Source organism: Pseudoduganella rivuli (assembly GCF_009674485.1).
GTDB classification, from domain to species: domain Bacteria; phylum Pseudomonadota; class Gammaproteobacteria; order Burkholderiales; family Burkholderiaceae_D; genus Rugamonas; species Rugamonas rivuli_B.
Map to the genome: position 1 here is coordinate 97,426 of NZ_WKJJ01000012.1, position 12,359 is coordinate 109,784.

Below are 12,359 nucleotides of genomic sequence, written 5' to 3' on the forward strand. Positions count from 1 at the left end.
GTGCAATGCAAGTGTGTTGTTACCGCACGGCACCTTGTACTACACTGGACTCACTCTCTGCTTCCCCCTGGAAACCCGCTCAATGGCGTCGACTCAGCCGCAAACCATCCTGATCGTTTCGGGCGCTACCTACGACATGGCGGCGCTGGAAGCGGCGCTGGCGGAATATGGTTTCCGGGTCCGGGTCGTCAACCGTGGCGATAGCGCGCTGGCCGCCGTGCGCGAAGGCGGCATTTCCCTGGCGCTGGTGGAAACGGCGCTGGCCGGCAGCGCCAGCTTCGAACTGGTGCAGCGCCTGCTGGCGGCGGCGGACGCAGGCAAGATGCCAGTGCTGATGATGTCCCCCTCGCCCACCGACGATGAACAGCGCCGCGCACTGGAAGCGGGCGCCAGCGGTTACCTGCAATTGCCGCAATCCGTCGACGAAGTGGTGGAACAGGTATTGGTGGAATTGACGGTGCGCCACGCGTGGCCCACCCGCCCCGGTTCCGCCCAGCTCGACGCGGAAGCGCTGGAAGTCAATTACTTTGCCATGATGCTGTCCACGCCGGACAGCGTCATGCTGTTCGACGCGGAGCATGGCCATCCGGTCGCCATCAATGCCAGCGCCGAACGCATGCTGGGCCGCACCAGCGCGGAATTGCGCACGCTGCGGCTGGAAGACTTGTGCCCGCCAGAGCAGCCGGACGGCACGCCTTCGGCACTGGCGGTACAGGATCTGATCCGCCGTGTGCTGGCCGGGGAAGTCAAGGTCTTCCAGGTGACGTTCCAGCACAGCAGCGGGCGCCGCATCGATTGCGACCTGCGCCTCGTCATGCTGAACAAGGATGGGCGCCGCCTGTACCACATGCGCATGGTCGATGTGACCGGCCACAAGCTGGCCGAAGCACTGCGCTTTGGCCAGAACAAATTGCTGGAAATGATCGCGCGCGGCGCGCCGCTGCAACAAACGCTGGACCGCCTGATGCTGCTGATCGAATCGCAATCGCCCGGCGTGCTGTGCTCCACACTGTTGCTCGATCCCGACAGCAAGACCATGCACATCGGCTCCGCCCCCAGCCTGCCGCAGGAATACCTGGAAGCCATCGAAGGCAGCGCCATCGGGCCCGCGATGGGATCGTGCGGCACCGCGATGTTCCGCAAGGAAGGCGTGATCGTCAGCGACATTGCCACCGATCCGCAGTGGGAGCCGTACGCGGCGCTGGCCGAAAAATTCGGGCTGCGCGCCTGCTGGTCGATGCCGATCCTGCTGGACCAGGATACGGTGCTTGGCACGTTCGCCATGTATTACCGCGAACCGCGCAGCCCCGGGCCGGACGATTTGCGCCTGACCGGCGTGGCCACCCACCTGGCGGGGATCGCGATTGCCCGCACCCGCCACGAAAATGAATTGCTGCGTCACCGGGGCCACCTGGAAGAACTGGTGGAAGCCCGCACGGCGGAAATGCGGCGCGCCATGAACGCGGCCGAACAAGCCAACGCGGACTTGCAGAAAGCGCTGGAAAACCTGCGCATGACGCAAAATGAACTGGTGCGGCGCGACAAGCTGGCCGCGCTGGGCGCGCTGGTGTCCGGCGTGGCCCACGAATTGAATACCCCGATCGGCAACAGCCTGATGGTGGCCAGCACCATGGTGGAGCGCACGCGCACTATCCGCAACAGTACGGAAGCAGGCACCCTGCGCCGCTCGGCGCTGGACGATTACCTGCAGCAGGCACAGGAAGCGGACGAGATCGTCGTGCGCAACCTGCGCCGCGCCGCCAACCTGGTGCAAAGTTTCAAGCAAATCGCCGTCGACACGGACAGCACGCAACGCCACCGCTTTTTCCTCGATAACTTCATTTCCGAACTGGTGCTGCCGCTGCATGCGATGGTCAAGCACACGCACGTGCAGGTGACGCAAGACATCCCCTACCACTTCGATATGGACAGCTATCCCGGCCCGCTGGGCCAGGTGATCCAGGCCCTGTTTGAAAACAGCATCACGCATGGCTTCGCGGGACGCAGCGGCGGCCATATCCGGATCGCCGCGCAGCGCCTGCCGGACAATACCGTGCAACTGACGTTTGAAGACGATGGCGCCGGCATCCTGCCGGAACACCTGGGCCGCATTTTCGACCCGTTCTTCACCACGCGCCTGGGCGCAGGCGGTTCCGGGCTGGGTTTGCACGTGGCGCACAATATCGTCACCGGCGTCCTGGGCGGACGCATCGATGCGGAAAGCACACCGGGCGTCGGCACAAGGTTTACCTTGCTGCTGCCGTCGAGCGCCCCGCTATAATCGTTTATATGAAAATCCTGCTCGCCCTGTTCCTGTCCTGTGCCTGCGCCTTGCTGGCCGCCGAACCCGCCCCATGGTATTGGTGGGTCAGCAAGCTGGACGGCGCCCGCGTCTGCTCGCAGACGCCGCTCGGCGCTGGCTGGGAACGCATCGCCCGTCCCTATAGAGATAGCCGTTGCGAAAAATTGGCATTTGCCAAATAATGGGTTCAGCACAAGACTTAAAAAATTGTTCTTCAGCAGCGCAGTTCCACCATATCAATGACGAGGAGAGCCGATGTTTACGAGTCCAGAACAATTCGCCGCCACCACCAAGGCACTGTTTGAGTTCCAGCTTGAAACTTTCAATACGCTGGCCAGTAAAACCGTGCAAGGCGTGGAACAAGTCGTGGCGCTGAACATCGCCACCGCCAAATCCAGCCTGGAAGAACAGCTGGCTGCCGGCAAAGACTTGAGTCTGGCGCGCGATCCCAAAGCCGTACTGGCCGTGGCGGCATCGAAAGTGCAGCCCGGCATGGCCAATGCGAAGGAATATCACCAGCAACTGGGTGAAATCATTTCCGACATGCGCACCGAATTCAACCGCGCGGCCGACGCCCACCTGACGGAAGCGAAAAGCACGCTGTCCGCCCTGATTTACGACGTGACGCAAAACGTCCGTCCCGGTTCGGAAAATGCCGTGCAAATCGTGAAAACCGCGATTGATAACGCGTTTGCCGGCTATGAACAAGTGACCACGGCGGCCCGCCAGGCCGTCACCAACGTGGAAGCGCAAATCGCCAAGGCGTCCGCGCAAGTCACCGATCCGCAGTAATCCCCGGGGCGGCGCCCGCCGCCCCTTCCCCTCCTCATCCTGCCATCTATCCAACCGGCGTCATCCGCGCTACACTACTGTATAAAAATACAGCTGGCAGTGCATATCGATGGTCAAGGTCCTGGAAAACCCGTTTTATTATCTGGATAACTTCCAGCAAGTCTTGCAGTGGATTGCCGCCCGCTACGACGACTTGCTCGACAACGCCGAACGCGCCTTCCTCGCGCAATTTGCCGCCCTGCCCCAGCCGTCGCGCGCGCTGTTCGTGCGCATGGCCATGCGCAAGGGCGTGCTGTTCCGCGCAAGCAAGCTGGACTATCCGGAAATCGGTGACACGGCGGCCGCCTGCGCGCCGCTGGCGGAACTGGGCTGGGTCGACCGGGAACCGGTACTGGCGCTGGATGATGTATTTGCGGTGCTGCAAAAACCGGAACTGGCGCTATTGTTTGCCTTGCAGGGCGCGGACAAAGCCGCGCGCAAGGCCGACCAGTTGGCCATGCTGCGCGAGCGCCACGCCGATGCATTGCCGCTGGCCGGCTGGGCCGCGCTGACCGGGGGCACAGCGCCGCCGGACACGATTTACCACATGCAAATGCAGCCGCTGTGCGACCGGCTGCGGCTGGTCTTCTTCGGCAACTTCCACCAGGACTGGTCGGAATTCGTGTTGTCCGACCTGGGCATTTATCAATACGAAAAAGTCGACTTCCCGCCTTCGGCGCGGGGCTTCCGCACCCGCGCCGACATCGATGCGTACCTGGCGCTGCATGCGTGCCGCGAGCGCTTTGCCAATGGCGAACCACCGCTGGACGTGTTGCACGACCTGCCGTCCGCGGACGGCAACGAATGGCTGACGAGCCGCCGCCACCGCCTGCAATTCCAGATGGCCCAGCACCTGGAAAAATCGCAGGATTGGGACGGCGCCCTCGCCCTGTACCGCGATTGCCCGTACCCGGGCGCCCGCGCCCGCGCCATCCGCGTGCTGGAAAAAAGCGAGGCGCCTGACGACGCGTATGCACTGCTGCGGCAAGCCATGGCGGCGCCGGAAAGCGATGCGGAACGCCAGCAATTGCTGCGCATGGCGCCACGGCTGCGGCGCAAGCTGGGCCAGCCGAAGGAACCCGCGGCCCCCGCCGCGCCGGTGGTGCGGCTGGACCTGGCGTTGCCCATGCCGGCCGAAGACTGGTGGGTCGAAGGCGTGGTGCGCGACCACCTGTCCGGGGAAACCTGTCCCGTCTATTACGTGGAAAACGCGCTGGCCAATTCCCTGTTTGGCCTGCTGTGCTGGGATGCCGTGTTCACGCCGATTCCCGGCGCCTTCTTCCACCCGTTCCACCACGGCCCGGCGGATTTGCATGCGGCGGATTTCCATGCGCGCCGCACCGCGCAATTCGCCGCCTGCCTGGCGCAGCTCGACGATGGCCGCTATGCGGAGACCATCCGGCGTAACTTTGCCGCCAAGTTCAACATCCAGTCCCCCTTCGTCTACTGGGGCGCGCTCGATGAAGCCTTGCTGGAACTGGCGCTGGCCTGCATCCCCGCCAGCCACTTGCGCCTGTGGTGCGAACGCATCCTGGCCGATATCGCCGCCAACCGCAGCGGATTCCCCGACCTGATCCAGTTCTGGCCGGACGAACGCCGCTACCACATGATCGAAGTGAAAGGCCCCGGCGACCGATTGCAGGACAACCAGTTGCGCTGGATTGCCTATTGCGCCCAGCACGCGATGCCGATCACCGTCTGTTACCTGCAATGGGCGGCATGATTTCCTATACCGTGGCTGTGCGCGCACTGTGCGAATTCACGGCCAAGACGGGCGACCTGGACTTGCGCTTCACGCCCACGCCAACCGCGCAGGAAGGCATTGCCGGCCACGCGGTGGTGGCGTCGCGCCGTGGCGACGGCTACGAAAAGGAAGTCAGCCTGTCCGGCGAATATGGCCCGTTGCGCGTGCGGGGCCGCGCCGACGGTTACGACGCCCCCGCCAACCGGCTGGAAGAAATCAAGACGTACCGGGGCGACCTGGCGCGCATGCCGGCCAACCACCGGGCGCTGCATTGGGCGCAATTGAAGGTCTATGGCCACTTGCTGTGCGCGGCGCGCAATCTTGCCGGCGTTCAGCTGGCGCTCGTGTATTTCGATATCGGCAGCCAGAAGGAAACGCTGGTCACGGAAGAGGCGCAGGCGTCCGATCTGCAGGCGTTTTACGAGCAGCAGTGCCGCGCGTTCATCGCCTGGGCCGAACAGGAAATCGCGCACCGCGCGGCGCGCGACGCGGCGCTGAAAGCCATGCGTTTCCCCCATGCGGACTTCCGCCCAGGCCAGCGCCAGCTGGCCGAAGCCATGTACAAGGCCAGCACGCGGGGTTGTGGCTTGCTGGCGCAGGCGCCGACCGGCATCGGCAAGACCGTGGGCAGCCTGTTCCCGCTGCTGAAAGCCACGGCCGAGCATGGCCTCGACAAGATCTTCTTCCTGGCCGCGAAAACGTCGGGCCGCGCCATGGCGCTCGACGCCGCCGCCACCTTGACCGGCGTAGACCGCGCGGCGCCGTCGGCCACCATCCCCATCGTACCGCTGCGCACGCTGGAACTGGTGGCGCGCGACAAGGCGTGCGAACACCCGGACAAGGCGTGCCATGGCGAATCGTGCCCGCTGGCGCAGGGCTTTTATGACCGTTTGCCGTCAGCCCGTGCGGCAGCGTTGCTGGCGCCGATACTGGACCGCGACGCGGTGCGCGCCACCGCGCTGGCACACCAGGTGTGCCCGTATTACCTGGCCAGCGAACTGGCGCGCTGGGCCGACGTGATCGTGGGCGACTACAACTATTACTTCGACATCAGCGCCATGCTGTACAGCCTGACCGTGCAAAACAGCTGGAAAGTCAGCGTGCTGGCGGACGAAGCGCACAACATGGTGTCGCGCACGCGCAAGATGTATTCGGCGGAACTGGAACATGCGCAACTGCGCGCGCTGCGCAAGGTCGCGCCGGAATCGCTGAAGAAGGTGCTGGACCGCGTGCACCGGCAATGGAACGCGCTGGAAAAGGAACAGCTGGCCAGCACACAACCGGACTACCAGGTGTACGCGGAACTGCCGGACAAATTCACGGGGGCGTTGCAGACCGCGATTACCGCCATCGGCGAGTTTTATGCGGAACATCCGGCCCACATGGACCACGATTTGCAGCATTTCTATTTTTATGCGATGGCCTTCATGCGCCTGGCGGAAAGCCATGGCGACCACGCGCTGTTCGACGTCACGCTGGACGGCGCCGGCACGCGCGCCAATTCCACGCTGTGCCTGCGCAATATCGTCCCCGCCCCGTTCCTGAAACCCCGCTTCGACGCGGCCCATACGACGGCGCTGTTTTCCGCCACCCTGAGCCCGTGGAATTACTACTGCGACATGCTGGGCATGCCGCAGGGGACGGCCTGGGTCGACGTGGAATCGCCGTTCATGGCCGACCAGCTGGCCGTGCGCGTGGCAGGCCGCATCTCGACGCGCTACCAGCACCGCGAACGGTCGCTGGCGCCGATAGCGGAACTGATGCGCGACCAGTACGCGCGCCAGCCGGGCAATTACCTGGCCTTCTTCAGCAGCTTCGATTACCTGGACAAGGCGGCGCGGGTATTCATCGAACGCTATCCGGACATCCCTGTGTGGCAACAGGAACGCCGCATGGATGAAGCCGCGCGCGAAGCGTTCATCGCGCGCTTTACGGAAGACGGGCGCGGCATCGGTTTTGCCGTACTGGGCGGCGCGTTTGGCGAAGGGGTGGATTTACCGGGGGCGCGGCTGATCGGCGCCTTCATCGCCACCCTGGGGCTGCCGCAACTCAATCCCGTCAACGAACAAATCCGCCAGCGCATGGAAACCATTTTTGGCGCGGGCTACAATTACACGTACCTGTATCCCGGCATGCAAAAGGTGGTGCAGGCGGCCGGGCGCGTGATCCGCACGGAGACGGATAAAGGGACGGTGTACCTGATCGACGACCGCTTCGCCCGCCCCGAAGTGCGGGCGCTATTGCCGCAATGGTGGCATGTCGATGTCGCCTGATCCCGTAGGGCGGTTTCGCCGAAGGCGAAGCCGCCATGCATGCGTCAACGCGGCGCACGCGGCACAAGTCAACACTTGACGTTCCACGCAGTCAACTCCCGTCCGCGTTTACGTACTGTGACCTGCGCCTCCGACTCCCGGTCGCTGCGGTAAGTCATCACCAGCATCCCGTCCTTGTCCGCGCCCAGTCCCACCAGCTTGAACGGCAGCGCGCGGATCGGCGCGCACTGCGTATTCCCGGCAAACAACAGGCGCGCGCCCTGCAGCACAGCGCCCTGCCCTTCCAGCACCGTCACGATATCCCGGTCCGCCATCGGCTGCGACAGCAGCACCCGCTGCGGCGACACGCCGCAATCGCTGGAGCGGTCCAGCCACACGTAGCGCCGTGTCTCCCCGGTCGCGCGCCATGCCTTGCCGTCAAACGCATGGCCATGTCGCTGCGCCAGGCACAGCGACCATGCGGCGCGTTGCGGCTTGTCTTCCGCCCAGGCCTCCACCGACCAGCCTTGAGCAGGACCACCGCGCCGGATCTCGAACGCGGGCCGCGCCACGGCGCCCGGCGCCGCCTGGTAATACGCGGCGAACGATTGCAGTTCCCCCTCGTTGGGCGCGCGCGCCTCCTGCCCTGCCGCCATGGCAACACCGGCGGTCGCCATTGCTGATAACAGCATCTTCTTCATTGTTCCACTCACTGCATGACGCTGCGAACTTTCTGGTAGCCGCTACGGCTGATCGGCAATTTGCCGCCATCCTTCAATACTGCCACATGACTGTCCTTGCCCGCCTGTTCTATGCGCGCCAGGCATTCCAGGTTCAGCAAATAGGAGCGGTGGATGCGCAGGAACTTGTCCGCATCGAGCTGGCTTTCCAGGTCGGACAGGCGCTGGTTCTTCAGGTACGCCTTGCCTTCCGTGTGGATTTGCACGTAATCGTCCTGCGCTTCGATGTAGTCGATCTTTTCACTGGCGATCACGTGCACCTTCGCGCCATCGCGGATCACCACGCGGCCCAGCGGCTTGCCCCTCGCAACGGCGTCCCTGGCGGCATCCCGCACCACGTCGCGCGTGGCTTCCTGCTGCGCCCTGGCGGCATCGCCCTGCGCCAGCGTGGCGCGCACATGGTTGATGGCCTGGTCGAAGCGCTCCTGGCTGAACGGCTTCAGCAAATAATCCAGCGCACGGTATTCGAAGGCCTTCAACGCATACTGGTCGAACGCGGTGGCAAACATGATGCGGCATTTGCCCGCCACCAGTTCCGCGACTTCAAAGCCGTCCAGCTTCGGCATCTGGATGTCGAGGATGGCGAGGTCCGGCCCCAGTTCCGTGATGGCTTTCACGGCTTCGAAGCCGTTCGCGCACTCCGCCACCACTTCCACGTCCGGGTGCGATTCCAGGTATTCCCGGACGACGCCGCGCGCCAGCATTTCGTCGTCCACGATGATGATACGCATGTCACTCCTTGCTGTATTCACTGCCTGCTTCCGCCGTACGGGCAGGCAGGGTCATTTCCACGACAAATACGCCATCGCGCGCGCCCCAATGCACGGCAGCTTCCGTGCCATAGCAACCGGCGAGGCGCTGGCGCACATTGGCCAGGCCGATGCCATTGCCCTTGCCGCCGGACGATGGCGCTTCGTCGTCATCCATCGCATTATCCACCACCACCTGCAATTGTGAACCGGCGCGGCGTGCCGCGACACGGATTTTTCCGCCATCGGGCAAGCCCGCAATGCCGTGTTTGACGGCATTTTCCACCAACGGCTGGATGATCATGGGCGGCACCAGGCAACTTTCCGCATCGGCGTGGATGGCTTCTTCCAGTTGCAGCCGGTCGCCAAAGCGCACTTTTTCCACCGCGAGGAAGTGCCGCACCAGCTGCATTTCCTGGGACAGCGGGATCGCCGTGCGCTCCGCCACGCCCAGGCTGAGGCGGAAAAAGCCCGCCAGCTGCAACGTCATTTCGCGCGCGCCCTTGGGGTTTTGCGACGTCAGCGCGCTGATCGAATTGAGGCTGTTGAACAGGAAGTGCGGGTCGATCTGCGTGCGCAGCATGCGCAGTTCCGCTTCCCTTGCCGCCAGCCGCGATTGCAGTTCGCGTTGCTGGGCGTTGCTGGCCCGCTCGGATTCCGTGGCCAGGTAATTCACCGCCGCCAGCAAGCCATATAGCAGCACGCCCAGCCCGAATATCACTGCTTTCAATGGCGGCGTGTAGGGGATGCCGGCCCACGCCACTTCCAGCCAGCCGCACAGCGCATTCCAGCCGCCCAGCAGCGCGCTCCACAGCAGCGCCGACACGACGGCCGACGCGCCCAGCGCCGTCACCACGCCGGCCAGGCTGCGTTCGGACAGCGGATAGGCGCGGCACAGGTAATACGCGGAAAAGCCGGCGCCGACCCCGTACAGCATGGTGGCGGGAACGGCGAACAGCATGGCGTTGAACCACGGCGTATCGAACGCCGCCGCCGTGGCGCCGCCGATCGCCACACCCAGCAACAGCCAGGCCAGCAGGTACAGGGCGGCGCCGCGGCGGTTACCGATGGGGGACAGCATCGTCAGTTACGCACATCGACACCACCCATCAGCGCCACGCCACGGATGATCAGGCGCTTGCCATTGTCGCGCGGCGCGCTGGTCTTTTCACTGAAGCCGCCCAGCAGCGGCGTCCCTTCCAGGCTGACGGTCCAGTCATCCGGCACCTTGATTTCAATGCCGCCCCACATGGTGAACACGTTCAGCACCGCCTCGCCCCGCATCGACGCCTGGCGCAAATCCAGTTCGCAGCCGCCCATGATGGAGGTGATTTCGCCGCCACGGAAATCCTGCGTGTACACGCGGCGCTCGATGCCGCCCATCAGCGCGGTCAGGTTGACATAGCTGTCCTGGCCCGCATCCTTGTCCAGCATGCCACTCACGGTTTCCTTGCGTTCGCGGGTCGACTTAAAAACCACCAGCAAGCCGGCGGCAATCATCAGCAGCGGCGCCAGCACGCGCCAGCTGACATAAATAAAGCCCAGCCCTTTCAGCAGCAATACCGTACCCAGCGCAATGAAGATACCACCGGCCGCCCTGCCGCCGCTGGACGTGCTTTGCGTGTATTTCAGTATGCCGGCCAGGATGAAGATCACGGGCCACAGCTGGAACGCATAATCGAATTCAATGATGCCGAGGTTATCCAGCAGGAACAGTATGCCGATGGCGATCACACCCAGCCCGACCACCATTTGCCCTGCGGCGCTGCCGCCGCGTTTTTCATTGCGCATTGCCTGCTCCTTGTTCGTGCTTGTCCAGGTATTTCACCAGTACCGGCTTCAGCGCCACTTTGACACCCCACATGATGATCAGGATCGGCCAGCTGTTATGGAAGCCCAGGCCCCACAGGCGCTCCATCGATACAAAAAACCACGCGGCAAAGGCGATCGACGACAGGCCGCTCAAAACCAGTCTCGTCGTCGTTGGCGGCACCAGGTTCGACAAGCCGGCAATCGCCACCAGCACGGGCCAGTAGCGCCACAGGTGGCCGATTTCCAGCTGGCCGGTGCGGTCCAGCAGGAAAGCGACGCCGGCGGCAATGATGACGGTGCCCCAGACCATTTGGTGGCGCCAGTGTTGTGTCGCTGCTTCGTCTTTCATATTCGTCTCCGTCGTATGGGTTCGGTATGGACGTCACGATACCGGGCAAGGCCCAATGGCGAAACAGGGAATCGGCGAACGGCGGATGGCGGCCGGTGAATGGCGAAGTTTTCAGCGAATCGCGGAGCGGCGCGGGCGAACGGCGGGGACGACTGAAAACAAAAAAGCCCGGCTGGTTAGCGCGGGCCTTGATGGAGTGGAAGGAGCGGAAGGGAGCCGGATCGGAGGCTTTCAGGAACGGCCGTCATTCATTTTTTGATCGAACATCATCAAGCCCCAGCCTAACTGGCGGCGGATTTCTTCCGGAGTGGGCGGCGGTTTGACTTCCTGCGAACGACGTTCCAGATACTCTCGTACAAGGTACTTCGATGGGTGGTTAGTCTGTGCCATGATAGCCTCCGTTTTTATCGAATCTGGCTGGCCGGCGCCTTGCGCCTGGCTGGCCCGCTACGTAGAAATTGGTGCCGGTCCTCGAGGCGGCCGGCAAGCCTGCGAGTTGGAAGCGGTGCTGCGGTTTGTTGGCCGCGGCGCCATTCATCAACAACGCAGGGTCAGTGTATTCCCGGGGGGGCAGAGGTACCGTACGGTGCCGCACACTGTACGTGGCGGTTGCTGCAAAAACGTAAAAAATGGTGTAGGAATAGTTCCTGTCTTTTTGCGCGTGGGCGCTTACAGCTTCCGCTGCAAGAACTCGAGGAAGCAGGAAATGCGGCGCGCCAGCTGCGTATTGCGGTAATAGACCGCGTGGATTTGCTGGCGGTAGCCCGTCGCGCAATGCGCCAGCAACGGCACCAGGCGGCCGGCAGCGATATCGTCGCGCGTCATGAAGTCCGCCAGGCAGGCGATGCCCTGCCCGGCCAGCGCCAGTTGCCGCAAGGTCTCGCCGCTCGATGCGGACAAATCGGGGGTGATCTGTAACGTGTTGCCGGCCGCATGGCGCAACGGCCACAAGTTACCCGCTTCATATAATGCAAAGCCCAACAAGCTGTGCTGCGCCAATTGTTCCGGCGTGTCCGGCGTGCCGTGCCGTTGCAGGTAGCCCGGACTGGCCAGCACATGCAACGGACTGGCCGTCAGCGGGCGCGCATGCAGGGTCGAATCCGCCAGGGCGCCAATGCGGATGGCAATATCGGTGCGGTGCTCGATCAAGTCGGCGATCTGGTCGTTGCTGGTCAGCTCGAGCCGGATCCCGGGATACAGCGCGCGGAATTCCGCCACGTGGGGCACCACACAATGCAGCATGAAGGGCGACGCGGCGTCGACGCACAGCCGCCCTTCCGGTTGCTGGCGGCGCATGCGGATGGTTTCTTCCGCCGCGGCCATGCCGGCCAGTATCGCGCGTGCATGCTCCAGCAACACCTGCCCCTCTTCCGTTAAATCCATGCGCCGCGTCGTGCGCGTCAGCAAGCTCACTCCCAGCTTGTCTTCCAGCCGCGCCAGCGCGCGGCTGACGCCGGACGTGGTTTGTCCCAGGTGGGCAGCGGCGGCGCTCAGCGAACCGCTGTCGATTACGGTCACAAAGGTGTGCAAGTCGTCGGAGTGCATGGCCACGCGATTATAAGCGTCAGCGCCCGCCTTTG

12 protein-coding genes are annotated in these 12,359 nt (G+C 63.8%); 5 read left to right on the forward strand and 7 right to left on the reverse strand.

Annotated features, from left to right (window positions below):
- Positions 1–82: 82 nt before the first annotated feature.
- The 5 genes from GJ700_RS19485 (at position 83) to GJ700_RS19505 (ending at position 7,150) form a co-directional block, all read left to right on the forward strand.
- Complete coding sequence (locus GJ700_RS19485) at positions 83–2,281, forward strand: ATP-binding protein (RefSeq protein ID WP_154376939.1); 2,199 nt, start codon at positions 83–85, stop codon at positions 2,279–2,281.
- Positions 2,282–2,289: 8 nt separating this feature from the next.
- Positions 2,290–2,484, forward strand: coding sequence for a hypothetical protein (locus GJ700_RS19490; RefSeq protein ID WP_154376941.1), 195 nt, complete (start codon positions 2,290–2,292; stop codon positions 2,482–2,484).
- Between the two features lie 73 nt (positions 2,485–2,557).
- Positions 2,558–3,094: a phasin family protein gene (locus GJ700_RS19495; protein WP_154376943.1), complete on the forward strand. Its 537-nt coding sequence runs from the start codon at positions 2,558–2,560 to the stop codon at positions 3,092–3,094.
- A gap of 109 nt (positions 3,095–3,203) precedes the next feature.
- Complete coding sequence (locus GJ700_RS19500; RefSeq protein WP_154376945.1) at positions 3,204–4,856, forward strand: VRR-NUC domain-containing protein; 1,653 nt, start codon at positions 3,204–3,206, stop codon at positions 4,854–4,856.
- A complete protein-coding gene (locus GJ700_RS19505; protein ID WP_154377188.1) occupies positions 4,844–7,150 on the forward strand; it encodes an ATP-dependent DNA helicase in 2,307 nt (768 codons plus the stop codon). The genes GJ700_RS19500 and GJ700_RS19505 overlap by 13 nt, the downstream gene beginning before the upstream one ends.
- Positions 7,151–7,218: 68 nt before the next feature.
- Here the strand turns inward: GJ700_RS19505 and GJ700_RS19510 are convergent, their stop codons facing one another.
- The 7 genes from GJ700_RS19510 to GJ700_RS19535 all read right to left on the reverse strand — a co-directional run bounded on the left by GJ700_RS19510 (position 7,219) and on the right by GJ700_RS19535 (position 12,330).
- Entirely contained in the window at positions 7,219–7,830 is a 612-nt protein-coding gene (locus tag GJ700_RS19510; protein ID WP_154376947.1) for a hypothetical protein, read from the reverse strand.
- An 8-nt stretch (positions 7,831–7,838) separates the two neighbouring features.
- A complete protein-coding gene (locus GJ700_RS19515; RefSeq protein ID WP_154376949.1) occupies positions 7,839–8,600 on the reverse strand; it encodes a LytR/AlgR family response regulator transcription factor in 762 nt (253 codons plus the stop codon).
- A gap of 1 nt (position 8,601) precedes the next feature.
- Positions 8,602–9,699, reverse strand: a complete 1,098-nt coding sequence (locus tag GJ700_RS19520; RefSeq protein WP_154376951.1) for a sensor histidine kinase — start codon at positions 9,697–9,699, stop codon at positions 8,602–8,604.
- A 2-nt stretch (positions 9,700–9,701) separates the two neighbouring features.
- Positions 9,702–10,409 carry a LiaF transmembrane domain-containing protein gene (locus GJ700_RS19525; protein ID WP_229507117.1) on the reverse strand — a complete coding sequence of 236 codons (708 nt, stop codon included), beginning with the start codon at positions 10,407–10,409 and terminating at the stop codon, positions 9,702–9,704.
- Complete coding sequence (locus tag GJ700_RS19530) at positions 10,399–10,779, reverse strand: LiaI-LiaF-like domain-containing protein (RefSeq protein WP_154376953.1); 381 nt, start codon at positions 10,777–10,779, stop codon at positions 10,399–10,401. The genes GJ700_RS19525 and GJ700_RS19530 overlap by 11 nt, the downstream gene beginning before the upstream one ends.
- 231 nt (positions 10,780–11,010) lie before the next feature.
- Positions 11,011–11,169: a hypothetical protein gene (locus GJ700_RS35020; RefSeq protein ID WP_195763952.1), complete on the reverse strand. Its 159-nt coding sequence runs from the start codon at positions 11,167–11,169 to the stop codon at positions 11,011–11,013.
- A 279-nt stretch (positions 11,170–11,448) separates the two neighbouring features.
- A complete protein-coding gene (locus GJ700_RS19535; RefSeq protein WP_371868039.1) occupies positions 11,449–12,330 on the reverse strand; it encodes a LysR substrate-binding domain-containing protein in 882 nt (293 codons plus the stop codon).
- Between the last annotated feature and the right edge of the window lie 29 nt (positions 12,331–12,359).